General features: G+C 51.5%; 16 protein-coding genes and 3 pseudogenes. 15 read left to right on the forward strand and 4 right to left on the reverse strand.

What is annotated here, in order from left to right:
• Positions 1-220: 220 nt before the first annotated feature.
• Positions 221-829: a DUF1062 domain-containing protein gene (locus NNN71_RS19065; RefSeq protein ID WP_167576632.1), complete on the reverse strand. Its 609-nt coding sequence runs from the start codon at positions 827-829 to the stop codon at positions 221-223.
• Between the two features lie 296 nt (positions 830-1,125).
• Between NNN71_RS19065 and NNN71_RS19070 the strand changes: the two genes are divergently transcribed.
• The 10 genes and pseudogenes from NNN71_RS19070 (at position 1,126) to NNN71_RS19115 (ending at position 8,792) form a co-directional block, all read left to right on the forward strand.
• The gene (locus NNN71_RS19070; RefSeq protein ID WP_163447141.1) at positions 1,126-1,377 is read left to right on the forward strand and encodes a zinc ribbon domain-containing protein; all 252 of its coding nucleotides are present in this window, start codon (positions 1,126-1,128) and stop codon (positions 1,375-1,377) included.
• 180 nt (positions 1,378-1,557) lie between these two features.
• Complete coding sequence (locus NNN71_RS19075) at positions 1,558-1,950, forward strand: VOC family protein (protein WP_271459114.1); 393 nt, start codon at positions 1,558-1,560, stop codon at positions 1,948-1,950.
• Between the two features lie 317 nt (positions 1,951-2,267).
• A complete protein-coding gene (locus NNN71_RS19080; protein WP_032716428.1) occupies positions 2,268-2,525 on the forward strand; it encodes a YjhX family toxin in 258 nt (85 codons plus the stop codon).
• An 11-nt stretch (positions 2,526-2,536) separates the two neighbouring features.
• Positions 2,537-3,084 (forward strand): annotated as a pseudogene (locus NNN71_RS19085) (GNAT family N-acetyltransferase).
• Positions 3,085-3,139: 55 nt separating this feature from the next.
• Positions 3,140-3,886, forward strand: coding sequence for an SAM-dependent methyltransferase (locus tag NNN71_RS19090; protein WP_167576636.1), 747 nt, complete (start codon positions 3,140-3,142; stop codon positions 3,884-3,886).
• A gap of 227 nt (positions 3,887-4,113) precedes the next feature.
• The gene (locus tag NNN71_RS19095) at positions 4,114-5,202 is read left to right on the forward strand and encodes an ABC transporter ATP-binding protein (RefSeq protein WP_271459115.1); all 1,089 of its coding nucleotides are present in this window, start codon (positions 4,114-4,116) and stop codon (positions 5,200-5,202) included.
• Entirely contained in the window at positions 5,195-5,824 is a 630-nt protein-coding gene (locus tag NNN71_RS19100; protein WP_163447131.1) for an ABC transporter permease, read from the forward strand. The genes NNN71_RS19095 and NNN71_RS19100 overlap by 8 nt, the downstream gene beginning before the upstream one ends.
• Entirely contained in the window at positions 5,824-6,501 is a 678-nt protein-coding gene (locus tag NNN71_RS19105; RefSeq protein ID WP_271459116.1) for an ABC transporter permease, read from the forward strand. Before NNN71_RS19100 ends, NNN71_RS19105 begins: the two co-directional genes overlap by 1 nt.
• 28 nt (positions 6,502-6,529) lie before the next feature.
• Positions 6,530-7,420, forward strand: coding sequence for an ABC transporter substrate-binding protein (locus NNN71_RS19110; RefSeq protein WP_167576639.1), 891 nt, complete (start codon positions 6,530-6,532; stop codon positions 7,418-7,420).
• A 55-nt stretch (positions 7,421-7,475) separates the two neighbouring features.
• Positions 7,476-8,792: an LLM class flavin-dependent oxidoreductase gene (locus tag NNN71_RS19115; protein ID WP_271459117.1), complete on the forward strand. Its 1,317-nt coding sequence runs from the start codon at positions 7,476-7,478 to the stop codon at positions 8,790-8,792.
• Between the two features lie 4 nt (positions 8,793-8,796).
• Here the strand turns inward: NNN71_RS19115 and NNN71_RS19120 are convergent, their stop codons facing one another.
• A complete protein-coding gene (locus NNN71_RS19120) occupies positions 8,797-9,597 on the reverse strand; it encodes a phosphate/phosphite/phosphonate ABC transporter substrate-binding protein (protein WP_249022275.1) in 801 nt (266 codons plus the stop codon).
• Positions 9,590-10,561: a fatty acid desaturase gene (locus tag NNN71_RS19125; RefSeq protein ID WP_249022276.1), complete on the reverse strand. Its 972-nt coding sequence runs from the start codon at positions 10,559-10,561 to the stop codon at positions 9,590-9,592. Before NNN71_RS19125 ends, NNN71_RS19120 begins: the two co-directional genes overlap by 8 nt.
• Positions 10,562-10,739: 178 nt before the next feature.
• Between NNN71_RS19125 and NNN71_RS19130 the strand changes: the two are divergent.
• The 5 genes and pseudogenes from NNN71_RS19130 to NNN71_RS19150 all read left to right on the forward strand — a co-directional run.
• Positions 10,740-11,039, forward strand: a pseudogene (locus tag NNN71_RS19130) (LysR substrate-binding domain-containing protein); the annotation flags it as partial.
• 192 nt (positions 11,040-11,231) lie between these two features.
• Positions 11,232-11,948 carry an SDR family oxidoreductase gene (locus NNN71_RS19135; protein WP_223804145.1) on the forward strand — a complete coding sequence of 239 codons (717 nt, stop codon included), beginning with the start codon at positions 11,232-11,234 and terminating at the stop codon, positions 11,946-11,948.
• Between the two features lie 127 nt (positions 11,949-12,075).
• Entirely contained in the window at positions 12,076-12,771 is a 696-nt protein-coding gene (locus tag NNN71_RS19140; RefSeq protein ID WP_047038613.1) for an alpha/beta fold hydrolase, read from the forward strand.
• A gap of 187 nt (positions 12,772-12,958) precedes the next feature.
• On the forward strand, positions 12,959-13,810 hold the full coding sequence (locus NNN71_RS19145) for an aldo/keto reductase (protein WP_223803972.1): 852 nt from the start codon (positions 12,959-12,961) through the stop codon (positions 13,808-13,810).
• 26 nt (positions 13,811-13,836) lie between these two features.
• Positions 13,837-13,944: pseudogene (locus tag NNN71_RS19150) on the forward strand (aldo/keto reductase); the annotation flags it as partial.
• A 382-nt stretch (positions 13,945-14,326) separates the two neighbouring features.
• On the opposite strand, the gene NNN71_RS19155 reads toward NNN71_RS19150, so the two are convergent.
• On the reverse strand, positions 14,327-15,094 hold a 768-nt coding region (locus NNN71_RS19155; RefSeq protein ID WP_271459118.1), incomplete at its 5' end, for a hypothetical protein.

Below are 15,094 nucleotides of genomic sequence, written 5' to 3' on the forward strand. Positions count from 1 at the left end.
GAATACATCTGCGGTTCTTTTATTTTTATTATTAATAATCAAACCACAGCAATAATACATAAGAAAAAGAGACAAATTTGATAATCCTGATGAGGAAGGGCTGATGGGAACGAGCACCGCGCTTCTCAGAGTGGAAGCTCACCTCTTCCATGGTAAATCCGTCATTGTGTTTACGGTTGCCCTACTGGCGTTTATAAACCTGGGGTGAGCTTCTTATTTTTTAACGACGTGTCAGAACGATCCTACGATGGGCATATAACGTTTCTACTGATAGCTGAAACTGATATTCCCCGGCGATGAGTTTGCGTGATTTTAGCATCTTCATCGTCACGCCACTTATCTGCCCCGCATCAACCCTTCGCTGAATTTCAGCCGCGCTCAGCATGAGCTGCTGTCGTAAAATAGACAGCAGGCTAACCTGAAAAGAACGGGTAATTCTGACGCTGACCCGAACCCAACGGCGAGGGAAGATGCTGACAGACCATCGTTCCTGCACACAAAAATCAGGCCGCCCCGATAGCTCAGCGTTGTTTCGCTTCAGCGTCGCGATGTCATAGGCAAAGTGCTGTACCGTGGTGGCATCGTTGGTCATCAGCCGGTGATGAAGCTGACGATCAATTTTGCTGACGTGCAGACGAGAAAACAGGGAGATATTCCAGGTGTAATCGCAGTGAGTACATTTATAAATACTCCAGATATCCAGCAACTTCTTTTGCGAATTTACCCGAATCGTCCCCGAAGGTATAAATTCACGTTTTACACAGCATGAAGGGCAGCGTTTCGCAATGCGCTGGTACCCCACGGGGGCGACGCTCCATGTAACTTTCATAACGTACCTTTTTTAACCCATACAAAACCGGGCCCGTATTGAACGGACCATAAATGTTTATGTATGAAAAATATTTATGAGATATTTTTCAGTGGGTTAGAAAAAGATTTCCAACGTTACAATCCTGTTGTATCGCCCAAAATATGGGCAGAGACTAGCAAAACGACATTCACCAGGTAAATGAGTTGAGTCAACATTTATAATGCTACCGACAGGATCTCTTGATCTGAGCCGCTAAATACCGCGCACCAAGTCTGTATATTTAATAAACAATCACACGACAGAAGGAGCGCTTTATGACACAGCACGAACAGTTTTGTCAGGCCTGCGGAATGCCGATGTCCGCCCCTGATGCACAAGGGAGCAGCGATAAATATTGTGTTTACTGCAGCGACGACGACGGTAACCTCAAACCGTGGGAAGAGGCCGTTTCCGGTCTGGCGAGCTTTCTTGATTCCTGGCAAAAGGTCGGCGAAGAGGAGGCCCGCAAGCGGGCAAAACGCTACCTGACGGCAATGCCCGCCTGGGCGCACAAAGCGGACGAGTGAATCTCAATTCAGTGGTTCACCCCAGATTAAAGTGGATTCCGTGAGCTCGTATCGGGCACAACACTCAACCAGCCAGGTCACTGGCTGGTCATAAACCGACGGTCACGCCATCAAAAGACGCGTTACGCTTGCAGCATTCATCACCGGCAGGTCGTCAACAAGAGGGAGTGAGGAGAGTTTATGTTTTCTTACATGATGCTGGGGACTAACGATCTACCGCGAGCCATCAGGTTCTACGACCCGCTGATGGAACTGCTTGGGCACCCAAAGGCAGGTCGTAACGAAGAAGGCGCCTCATGGGGGACATTCAATAGTAACACCACCACCGGACTTTGTGTCGGAAGGCCCTTTGACAGACAGCGTGCCGGAGTGGGAAATGGTACGATGGTGGCGCTGAATGCGCGCTCGTTGGAACAGATACAGCAACTGCACGCGCTGGCGCTCAGTCTTGGGGGCACGGATGAAGGCGCGCCGGGGCACAGGCCGCAATACGGGCAAGGGTTTTATAGCGCTTATGTTCGCGATCCGGACGGGAATAAGCTCGCGTTTGTCTATTACGATCCTGCGCGCTGACACGTTCATTTCACGGCTATATGAATTCAGTACGACGCGACTTTAGCCCGGTGTTTCAATAGGGGCGCTCTCACAGGCTCCTGTCGGGATCACACTTTTCACACCAGGATATTCACTTATAAAAAACAGGTGTTATCATTCACCCCGTAAATACCTATCAACTCAACCCGAGGCTTTGATGCTGGAGAATGTAATCATCCGATAATCAGTTTCCCGACCTTTTCAGGCCGGACTGATTATCAATGCGCCGAAATCGAATGCGGACACCGCTGTGTGTTTGCACGTTTTGCACATGATGATTAAACAGGTTCTTCAGTATGAATTTATCCCGTCAGGAACAACGTACCTTACACGTTCTCGCCAAAGGTGGTCGTATCGCGCACGTCCGCGATGCATCAGGCCGCGTCACATCCGTTGAATGCTACAGCCGTGAAGGGCTGCTGCTGGCTGACTGTACGCTCGCCGTCTTCAAAAAACTCAAAACCAAAAAGCTGATCAAGTCCGTCAACGGTCAGCCCTACCGCATTAATACCACCGGGCTGAACAATGTTCGCGCACAGCTTGATAATCGCTAAGGAGAGTTTCAATGACAGCACACCACTTCACTTTTGATATCACAGATGAAAATGATGCCAGTGATATCCGGGAAGTCGAAACCCGCGCATTTGGCTTCAGCAAAGAAGCCGATTTAGTGGTCTCTTTACTTCAGGATGAAAGCGCACGCCCTGCGTTATCGCTGCTTGCCCGACATGAAGGCAAAGCCATCGGGCATATTTTATTTACCCGGGCAACCTTCAAAGGAGAAATGGATTCACCGCTGATGCACATCCTCGCTCCCCTGGCGGTCATACCGGAATACCAGGGGATGGGCGTGGGAGGACGGTTGATACGCACTGGCATCGAGCACCTGAGGTTGATGGGCTGCCAGACGGTTTTTGTTCTCGGCCACGCCACCTATTACCCCCGGCATGGGTTCGAACCCTGTGCCGGAGACAAAGGCTATCCGGCACCTTATCCCATCCCGGAGGAGCACAAAGCCTGCTGGATGATGCAATCACTCACCGCTCAGCCCATGAACCTGACCGGCCACATCCAGTGCGCGCAGGCCCTGATGAAACCGGAGCACTGGCGTGAATAGCAATTTTTTTGAAGTCTCCTTTAGGCTTTACCCAATAACAGGAATTAATTAATGGATATCCCACGCATTTTTACCATTAGTGAAAGTGAACACCGCATTCATAACCCGTTCACACCAGCAAAATACGCCACGCTGGGCCATGTACTGCGCATGAAGCCGGGGACCAGAATTCTCGATTTGGGCAGCGGCTCGGGCGAGATGCTCTGCACCTGGGCTCGCGATCACGGCATTACCGGTACGGGCATCGACATGAGTCCGCTCTTCACCTCGCAGGCAAAGCAGCGAGGAGAAGAACTCGGTGTCAGCGATCGCGTGCACTTTATTCATAATGATGCGGCAGGTTACGTCGCCGACGAAAAATATGACGTAGCGGCCTGCATCGGTGCAACCTGGATTGCAGGGGGTTTTGCCGGAACGATCGCGCTGCTGGCAAAAAGCCTTAAGCCCGGCGGAATCATCCTTATCGGTGAACCCTACTGGCGTCAGGTGCCCGCCAGCGAAGAGGTTGCCCAGGCCTGCGGCGTCTCGTCCGTGGCTGACTTTCTCACCCTCCCCGCGCTTGTCGACGCTTTCGGCGAACAAGACTATGACGTAGTGGAAATGGTGCTGGCAGACCAGGAAGGCTGGGACCGATACGAAGCCGCAAAATGGATGACCATGCGTCGCTGGCTGGAAGAAAACCCTGATGATGACTTTGCCTCTGAAGTCAGGAAAGAACTGACGATAGCGCCCAAACGCCATGTCACGTTCACGCGGGAATACTTTGGCTGGGGTGTATTCGCGTTAATGGCGCGATAGCTTGACGCAGGCGGCACAGCCAGAAAACTGTGCCGCCGTTCAGTCAGAAAGTGCGTGGAACGACAACGGGCGTGCTTACATCGGTGTCCGCATTATTGCTGGATCATCGATTATCAAATTCCAAATACCTGCAATACAAATGCAAATATCATATTTGCGCCCTGTTCATCGCCTCTGTAATTTGTGTTTGATATAAACGCAATAATTTCAGGGTGCTATTGTTTCATATGATAAGACTTGAAAACATAAACAAAACGTACCCTGGTAGTACGCATGCCGCGATCGGAAAATTAAATATCGTTATCAATGAAGGTGAATTTTGCACATTCGTTGGCCCTAGCGGCTGTGGGAAAACCACTATATTACGTATGATTAATCAACTGGATATCCCGGATGCCGGTTCGGTATATGTTCAGGGTATTAAAATAGCCGATGCCGATATTATTCAGGTACGGCGAAAAATTGGTTTTGTGATGCAAAGTGCAGCCTTATTCCCGCACCGGACCGTTTCTCAGAATATCGCCACGGTTCCGCGTCTGCTTGGCTGGAAAAAAAAGCATATTCAAGCACGTATTGATGAACTGGTTGAGCTCATGTCCCTCGACCCGAGCCTGCTTACGCGCTACCCCCACCAGCTTTCAGGCGGGCAGCAAGGGCGGGTGGCGATTGCCCGCGCGCTAGCGGCCGATCCCCCGATTCTATTAATGGATGAACCCTTTGCGGCCATCGACCCGGTGGTGCGGGAAAAGCTCCAGGACGAGCTGTTGCAACTCCAGCAGCGCCTGCACAAAACTATCGTGCTCGTCACCCATGACATCAATGAAGCCATTCGCCTGGGCGATAAAATGGCCATCTTTCAGGAAGGCGGAGTCCTGGCTCAGTTTGATACGCCCGATAGTATCCTCGCCCAGCCTGCCAGCGATTTCGTGGCGCGATTCATCGGGCCTGAGCCCAACTTAAAACGCCTTGCCAGACTTCAGGTTGGGCAGCTTCCGCGTCACGATGTTCCCCTGGTGGACGAGGAATTAACCCCCATTTCCAGCCAGCATCCGCTGGTTGCCAGCCCGCTGCGGCTGGTGCTCGATAAACAGCTGCGCCCGCTGTACTGGCTTGACCCTGAGCGGCGCACCACCCTGCCCGTATCACTGACCCTGAAGGCGCTTCACTCCCTGCGTTTCGCCTACAGCGCACTGCTGGATGCGCCGGGGGGAGTGCTGGTGCACGTCAACGGAGACGGTCAGTATCAGGGCAGCATTTCCCACGGGCTGCTGCAGCGCGTACTGGACGGTCATGTGGATGTTCGCCGCTATGATTGACTGGCAATGGATTGCGGACAATCAGGGCCCGATTGCCGCCCTGTTCTGGCAGCACACGCAGCTGGTGGCGGTATCGCTCTTTTTCGGTACGGCACTCACCGGGGTATTGATTGGCCTGACCCTGCGCTGGCCCGCATCTGCGCCGGTACTGCTCGGTCTGTGCGGGGTGCTGTTTACCATCCCCTCGCTGGCGCTGTTTATTCTGTTGATCCCGTTTACCGGCCTGTCGCTCACCACGTCAGTGATTGGCTTAACGCTCTATTCACTGCTGATCCTGCTACGCAACGTGGTCGCCGGGATAGAAAAGCTGCCGTCCGACGTGCTCGAATCCGCCCGCGCGCTAGGCTACACGCGCTGGTACCGGTTTGTTGACGTTGAGCTGCACCTGATTCTCCCGTCTTTGTTTGCCGGGCTGCGTATTGCCTCAGTCACACTCGTGGGGCTGGTCACGGTTACGGCGCTGATTGGTCAGGGCGGTCTTGGCCAACTGCTGCTGTCGGGCTTTAACCAGGATTTCCTGACGCCGATTGTGGTGAGTGTGGTGCTAAGCCTGGTGCTGTCGTTTATTTTTGACTCTCTGATAGCGCGTCTGGGCTATTGGGTTACGCCGTGGGCACGCTAATGGACATCTTAACCGCAACCTGGCACTGGTTAATTCAGCCGGACCACTGGCTTAGCGATACGGGGATCCTGCTGCGTTTGCGTGAGCATCTCTGGTATGTGCTGGTGAGCATGATCATCGCCTCGGCCATTGCGTTACCTCTGGGGGTGGCGCTGGGCTACTGGCGCAAAGGAGCTTTCCTGGTCATCAATCTGTTCAACATTGGCCGGGCGATCCCGTCTCTTGGCCTGATTTTATTGTGCATTATTCTTTTTGGTTTCAATGATGTGCCAGTGTTTCTTGCGCTGGTCGCGTTGTCTGTCCCGCCGATCCTGACCAACACCTGGGTGGGAATTTACCATGCCGACCGCACCCTTTGCGACGCCGCCACCGCGCTTGGCATGACGCCCGTGCAAAGCCTGTGGCAGTTGCGCATCCCGCTAGCGATGCCGTTGATCTTTGCCGGAATTCGCACCGCGCTGTTGCAGCTTATCGCCACGGCGGTGGTTGCTGCCTATGCCGGGCTGGGTGGACTGGGCCGCTTTCTGATTGATGGTCTTGGGCAGCGCGATATACCGCAGGTTATTGCCGGCTCCCTTGTGGTGACACTGCTGGCACTGGCCTGCGAGGGGATATTTTCACTTATCAACAACGTGTTATTTCAGTCAAAGCTCGCACCCGCAATAACGGAATCATGATAAAAACCACCTGCAAAAAAGAGGCTCTATGAAGCAATCATTATGGCAAGCGTTTAACCGCCGTGGATTTAAATTATCCCTTCTGGCGGCAGGATTATTCAGCTTAAGTTTTACCTCTCTGGCGGAAACCGTCACCATTGGCGGGGCGAACTTTACCGAAAGCTCCATTCTTGCCAATATTTACGCCAGCGCATTAAAGAAAAATAATATTGATGTTAAAACGCGGCTTAATCTGGGTAACCGCGAAATTATTATTCCGGCCCTGAAAAGCGGTGAAATAGATATTGTCCCGGAATATCTCGGCGCATTGCTGAATTACTATGACACCAAAACCCTGGCGACCACCCAGAGTGACGTCAGCGCCGGGCTGGCAAAAGTGCTGCCGGCAGAATTTACGCTGCTCACCCCTTCTTCCGCAAGCTCCGTCACGGCCTGGGCCGTCCGCGCCGAAACGGCCAAAAAATACGGTTTAACCAAACTCTCCGATCTGACACCCGTTGCACATGAGCTGGTGATCGGCGGCCCGCCGGAGTTTCCGGTTCGCGCCCTCGGTTTGCCGGGTCTGAAGCGCGTCTACGGCCTGGAGTTTAAAGAGGTGAAATCCCTCGACATGGGCGGGCCGCTGTCCCGTCTGGCGCTGAACTCCGGCAAAATTGACGTGGCAACGGTGGTATCCACCCAAGGCTCGCTCGCCAAAGAGGACTGGGTGGTGCTGGAAGATGATAAACACGAACAGCCAAGCCAAAACGTTGTCCCGCTGGTTCGCAAAGCGGCGCTGACGCCAAAAATCGACGACATCCTCAATCAGGTGTCTCACAAGCTGGATAACACCGCCCTGGTCGAGCTAAACAAGCAGGTCGACCTCCAGCATAAGGATCCTGCTGCCGTGGCAGAACAATGGGTCAATACCAACCTTTAACGCATTTAATTATCCAATGGCCAGGGATCGGCCACAACCTGACACGGGCCCCACAATGTCGCACAACACCATGATCCTGAACCTGTTCTTTTTCAATCCACAGGGTGATTACCGGTTCTCATGGCGTCATCCGGACGCCCCCGAGCACGAGATTTTCACCCTCAACTACTACACCGCCCTTGCCCGCAAGGCCGAAGCCGCCACGCTTGATGCCCTGTTCATTGCCGACCATACCGGGATCTGGGACAGCGGCCTTGCCCATTACGCCAATGCCCGCCTTGAACCGCTGACGCTACTCTCGGCGCTGGCCGCCGTGACGGACAATATTGGCCTGATGGCAACCGCTTCAACGTCTTATACCGAACCCTATAACCTGGCGCGCTACTTCGCCTCGCTCGATTTCCTGAGTAATGGGCGCGCAAGCTGGAATATCGTGACCTCCTGGCTGGAAGAGGAAGCCGCCAACTTCGGTCTGGATCAGATCCCACAGCACGGTAATCGTTACCAGCGCGCCGGGGAGTTTATCGATGTGGTCACCCATCTGTGGGACTCATGGGAAGATGGCGCGCTCCTGTTTGATAAACCGCGCGGCCTGTTTGCCGATGCCGACAAAGTGCATCATCTTAATCATCACGGCGATTTCTTTAAGGTGCGTGGCCCGCTTAATGTGCCACGTCCGCCGCAGGGACATCCTGTTCTCGTGCAGGCAGGCTCTTCCGAAGCCGGTAAGCAACTCGCCGCCAGCAAGGCGGATATGCACTTTGTGTTTATCAAGTCCATCGAGCAGGGAAAAGCCTACCGCGAAGAGATGAATCAGCACCTGAAAGCGCTCGGACGTTCGCCTGAAGCCTTTAAAATCATCGCCGGAGTGCTGCCGGTGGTGGTGAATTCCGAAGCCGAAAAAGCCGAGCGCCAGCAGCTTAACGCGCAGCTGATGAGCGATCGGATGGCTATCGATCTGCTATCGGCGTATCTGAAGCTGGATCTGAGCCCTTATCCCCACGATAAACCGCTGCCGCCGCTGCCAGACGAAGCTAACTTCGACGGTATTCGCACCGTACTGCAACTCATCCGGGACTACGACCCCGCACTGACCATTCTGGAGCTGGGTCGTCTGTTGCTGCAAAGCTCCGACAGCTGGCTGGTTATTGGCAGTGCGCAGGAAGTTGCCGACACGCTGGCGGAAATCTATCTTTCCGGGGCAGCAGACGGCTTTAACCTGATGTTCCCGCTGCTGCCGGGGGATTTTGATCGCTTCGCGGAACAGGTAGTCCCTATTCTCAAAGCCAAAGGGGTGATGAAAGCCGAATATGCGCCGGGCACCCTGCGGGAAAAGCTGGGCCTTCCGCTGGCCAGAAACCACTTTGCCTGAAGAGCTACAGCCGGGTAACACCGGCTGTTTGCGCCGCCTTGCGCCAGTCCAGTAATAACGAATAAGGCTCGCGCGTCACCTCGCTAAACCCGCCTATCAGCAGCGCGGCACAAATTTTCCGGTATTCCGGCGCACTCACCAGCGTATGAAGCGCCTCGCGCAGCGCAGCAAGGGTGTCGGGAGAAGTTTCCTTCGCGGTGATGAGCGGTAATCCAGGCGCCAGCGGACTTTGGTCGATAATCGCCAGCCCTTCCAGCAACGCGGGTTCATGGCGTTGTAATAGCGCCCAGGTCACGCAGTCGATGGCCGCGATATCCCCTTCACCGTGTTTTACATCGTGAAGCGACTGACGATGGCTGCCGCTCAGGACAACGCGCGAGAAAAAGCGCCCGTTCACCGCCAGTGGCGTCACCATTTTCATGAGTACGTTGTAACCTGACTGCGAATCAGTGGAATTGCACACCACCGCTCGGCCGCGAAAATCAGCAAAGGTTTGCTGTTTATCCTCTTCGCGCGCCACCAGCACGCTGCGGTAATAGATGTTCTCGCAGCCCGGCGCGGTGTAGTGAAAACAACCGACCACCTGAACGTCCAAAAGCTGCGTCACCAGTGGGTAACCGCAGGTCTGGCTCAGGATCAGCTGCGGGTTTTGCCAGTGTGTCACCAGCGCCTCCTGCGGCAACGCTGGCGTGAGGCTCCCTACCGGCACACCCCGGTCAACCAGCAGTTTCTGAACTGCCAGCCACAGGGCATCCGTATCGCGGCGGTTAACGGCGTACATCGGGAATGCCAGCGGATCACTCATGACCGTCTCCTTTATGAATACCCGGATGAACCGTCACATCCACCGGTTTCCCCCAGAAATGGCGTAACCATTCACCGTATCCCTTCACCAGAAAACCGTGGTTGCGCCGCTGATAGGCATCGCGATTGTGCAGATAAATCGCCTTCAGCCCATACCAGGGCACGCCTGGCAGATCGTGATGTACAGAATGATAGTTAAGATTCAAAAACAGGACTCGCCAGAACAGCCCGGCCTCGTTGATGACCGAACGCGCCAGCGGATCGTCCGCCGCCCGATGCTCAAAAAAAGATCGCACTTTGGTCAGCGCCAGCGCGGGGTAACTCACCGCCAGAACAAACCACAGAGGCGAGAAGCCAAGGTGCGACATCCAGCCAAAAAGCACGGCAAGTAAGGCCCCGTGAGTGATCCACATCAGCATGGCCGCTACCTGCATGCGGCGAAAGGCTGACACGGCACTGCCCAGCGTCTGCACGATATCTATCAGCGGCGCCAGCAACAGCCGGCCGATAAAGGTGTTACGCAGATGAATCACCCGCTTCTGCCACGGGCGAAACCGCGCCCAGCTTTCATCGCTAAAGTAATAAGACTCAGGATCGTCCACGGGTACGGTAAGGTGGTCGTTACGGTGATGCGCCAGATGGGAGTCGCGGTACAGGCCATACGGATACCAGACCGCCAACGGCAGCGTGCCGAAAAGCTGGTTCAGCCGGGGAAATCGGGTGGGATGCCCGTGAATCAACTCATGCTGTAGCGACATATACCAGGCGGTAAACCCGATAAGCAGCACGGTGGCGGGATATAAACCCAACGTCTGCCAGTTCGCCAGGGTCGCAAACCAGCCGCCATAAATGGCCATCATGATTATCCAGGTCGGGAGTTCGCTGCGCCACAGGATGCTGGTTGAAAGCTGGTGAATATGTTCTCGTTGTTGTTGGTGCAAATAGAGGGAGTTTCGTTTACCCATTCCTTCAGACGCCCTTTCCGCCAGTGCATTTATGGCATGAAGATCGGGGATAACGCCTGAAATAACAAAGAACTTAAATCGCTATGCTTTGCCAGAAAAACAGGGCTGCACCGCGCAACATCAGGTTAGCCGCCGGACGATAATCATTATACGAGCACAAGCACCAGCGGACTAAGCCGCGCATCCGTGTATTGCCTATCAGTTTGGCGACGGAAGTGTGTAGCAGTGGGATCTCATCCAGAGTGACTCACCGGCCGCAGGGACAGTGGGCCTTATCTGACAGCTATATGGAAGCGAAAGCCGCCCGGCTGAGTCTGGGGCTGGCATATGTTCCCGTAGAGCTAGTCGCCGATAATTTAGAGCGCGGGGCGCTTATTCGGGTTTTTTAGGGCGTACGAATGGAGGGACTGTTTCTCTATTATCCGCATCGCAACGTCTCCCTGCCCTGCAGATAGTCATTGATACGTTGAAGATCTGAGCGTTAGCGATGACCGTTTCTTCACAATACAAAATTGTGTCAGGTAGTCCCTAAGCTTTCAATTCCAAGGTCCGCTTTGAGCGAAGAGCGGAAGTTGGTCATTGTTCTGCTAGTCTAATAGACGGTGAACAAAAAATGGGATGTCAGTACCATCTTATTCGCATCCATTCAAATGAGATCGAGGATTCTACTATGGGACCTTATCGTACTTTTCTTATTACAGGCGCAACCAGAGGTATAGGGAGAGCACTCAGTGACAAATTATCAGAACAGGGTCACCTGGTTGTGGGTATTGCCCGTAATAGTGATGCCAGCTTTCCAGGGGTTTTATATACGACCGATCTGAGTAGCTATGATGAAACAAATTTAATTCTAATGAAAATTGCCAAAAATCACGAAGTTCACGGTATCGTAAATAACGTAGGGGTGGCCTTACCTCAACAACTGGGAAGTATTGATATTCCGACCTTCCTGAATGTCATGGATATCAATGTACGGGTAGCAGTTCAGATAACACAGGCGCTGGTTGCCAAAATGAAGCGCAGAGGCTGGGGAAGAATTGTGAATGTATGTAGCCGTGCTATTTACGGTGCGACTGACCGAACAGCTTACGCAGCAGCAAAAAGTGCGCTGGTAGGTTGTACACGAACCTGGGCATTAGAGCTTGCTCAATTCGGGATCACCGCAAACGCGATTGCTCCTGGGCCAATAGAGACAGAGCTTTTTCATAAAACACGACCTGTTGGAAGTGAAGCAGAACAACGTGTTTTATCGACAATCCCTATGGGCAGACTGGGCTCTCCTGCTGAAGTGGCTTCAGCAATAGCCTTTCTTTTATCATCAGAAGCGAGTTTTATTACTGGCGTAGTACTGCCTGTTGATGGTGGAGGAAGCCTGGGAGGACGTTAGAAATGTTAAGAAACTCTGTGGAAATTGAAACGCTTATCCAGGGCTGGTATTTGATATTGTCGCAGTTAGTAAGATATTTTAACCTGTCTAACCTAATAAATACACATGATGCATTTAAGCGAGTTCTATGAGTTTAAAGCCGCGTAAAATCGTTTTAATTCCCGGGTTTATGCTGAATGAAATGCTTTGGCATGAATTTGAAACATACCTGCCGTCAAACTGTATTGTTCATCATGCATCTGTAACTGAAGGACGAACCATTCATGATGTCGTTCAGCATCTGATTACTCTTCTGCCTGAGAAGTTTTCTTTGATAGGCTTTTCGATGGGAGGGTATATTGCCCGACAACTGGCAGCAGAATTCCCTGAACGTGTAGAGTCCTTAGTGCTTATTGCCAGTTCCTTACGGGAAGATACGCCGTTAGAGGCTGAAGCAAAGCGAAAAAGCGTGCAGTCATTGTCCCCCACAACGTTTAAGGGGCTGAGCAGCCATGCTATTGCCCGGACACTCCATCCTATAAACACATCAAATCAGGATATGATTTCAGCTATTCAGAAAATGGGATGCTCTCTGGGATTTGAAGCCTTCATCACGCAATCATCCTTATCCCGGCAAGGTATACCTTATGCAACGATATGTTGTCCAACATTGGTTATCGCCAGTGAAGATGATGCCATCCGTTCGATGAAGGAGGCAGAAGAGTTGGTCGAAGCCATACCTTATGCGTCGTTTAGAATCATTCGGAATTGCGGCCATATGATTCCGCTCGAACAACCTAGGGAGTTGGCAAAAACTATTGTTGAATGGCTCCCGCCTACGTAAATTATTGGGTATTTATCCGCAAATATCCTGACTTACTTCATCAGGGTAAGGTCCCCTCCTGGCACAAAGCCGACCTTGAGTCCCTTATTAATGAACAAATCTAATAAACCCTAGCTAATTACCCCATCTAATTGAATAAATCACTTTGCGCTATCCTTTTCCTACTCAACGACCAAAGGATAACGTCATGCAAACTGTAAAACTGAACAACGGTATTGAAATGCCCCTGTTGGGCTTTGGTGTGTTTCAGATGTCTGATGCCGCTGAATGCGAAAGAGCCGTTATTGATGCCATCGATACGGGATACCGCCTGATTGATACCGCCGCGTCTTATCAGAATGAAACCCAGGTCGGGAATGCGCTGAAACAAAGCGGTATCACCCGTAACGAGCTCTTTGTAACGACCAAACTATGGCTGCAGGATACTAACTACGAAGGCGCTAAAGCACAGTTCGAACGCTCCCTGAATCGGCTGCAACTTGATTACGTCGATCTGTATCTAATTCACCAGCCTTACGGCGATGTCCATGGGGCATGGCGTGCTATGGAAGAACTTCAGCAGGCAGGTAAAATTCGCGCCATTGGTGTCAGCAATTTCCATCCTGACCGACTGGCCGATCTCATTGCCTTCAACAAGGTTTGCCCTGCGGTGAACCAGATTGAAGTTAACCCCTTCAACCAGCAGTTGCATGCGGTTCCATGGAATCAAAGCCATGGCATTCAGCCGGAAGCTTGGGCACCGTTTGCAGAAGGTAAAAATGGTCTGTTTGAGCATCCCATGTTAACAGCGATTGGCCAGAAGTACGGTAAAAGCGTTGGACAGGTTGTGCTGCGGTGGATCTTCCAACGAGGCATCGTTTCGCTGGCAAAAACGGTGCGAAAAGAACGCATGGAAGAGAACCTTAACATTCTCGATTTTGAACTGAGTGATGAAGATATGCTGCAGATTACCGCTATCGATACCGCAACAAGTGCTTTCTTCTCCCACCGCGATCCCGCCAGAATTGAATGGTTGACTGGTCGCAAACTGGACGTTTAAGACGCGATAAAAGAGACAATTAATCAATGCAAGAACGTTATCTGGGTCAATCAGAACTCGAAGTGTCCGCGCTTGGGCTCGGTTGTATGGGCTTAAGCTACGGCTACGGCCCGGCGGTAGATAGCGCTGGCGCTTGAAACGATTAAAATCGTCGGCGAATATTGCTCTCCCGAGCATCAGGCACGCATAGGTCATTGATATCTTGCGGGTTACACCGCGAATGGCGGACCCCGTTATTCCGAGTACCAAAGCGTATCGATCATCAGCACAAAGGCCGGCGGATGCCAAATACGGCACAAGAGGAGAAAGTAGTTTACTTAAAATTCAGATAAGCGCTTGATTTAAATGGTGCCGATAATAGGAACAAATCAGACAAGTAACCAATTGAATTTATTGATAATAATAAAACAATACAGATTAAATGCCCCCATAAATGCCCCCGATAGCATTGTGTTATAGAACACTTCCCAGGGCCCTCTACCGTGCATTTGAGGGCCTAAGGTCTAAGTACAACAACTACCAACGCTCCAAGGGCGCCAGTAGCTCTTTATGGATTTCATTTTGTTCTTCCTGCCACGCACTTGTCCATTTCCAGTCAGGGCTTCTTGGGCAGTTGTCTTGGCAGTTTTTACAAAACTCTTCTTTAAATCCGCCGATTGGATTGAAATGGTATATATCGTCTAATTTCCACCCACCCATTATGTGCTTTTTCTTCGTGCATACCAAATATTTCATTGATGCAGAATACAAACCAACCATCCGCGCGGGAATGCCTAGGGAACGTGAGGCAAACATTATTAAATGCTCGCAGTTTTTAACTACTCTCTCAGGATTATAATCTAATAATCCCTGTTTGATAATCTGCCCCATTTCATCATCAGGATCATCAATTTTGAATCCTAGCTGCTTTGCTCTGCTAGTGAAAAACTCAATTTCAAAGTCAGGATCTTTACGTTGTATATAAGATATTTTCTGATTACTTATTTTATTAAGCGAATCATGTAACTCAGCTTTTAATTCTTCATCTTTAAAATAATCAATTTTATCTCTTGCTGCTTCAATATAGTCTTGATAATCATCTTGATTAACTCTAATGGTTGCATACATTAGAATAAATTTTGCATGCTGTGCTTCATTCCCTTGAGATTTGCAGATCTCAATTGCAATATTGATGCAGTAATCCAACCAACTGAATAAATACTCTGAAGATTCAATTCGCTCATCAATTTTTAACCTATGGGCATATATGCCTAACTTAATAGCAACTCTCGATATGGCATCAAC

It is taken from the genome of Kluyvera sp. Awk 3 (assembly GCF_028069715.1).
GTDB classification, from domain to species: domain Bacteria; phylum Pseudomonadota; class Gammaproteobacteria; order Enterobacterales; family Enterobacteriaceae; genus Kluyvera; species Kluyvera georgiana_A.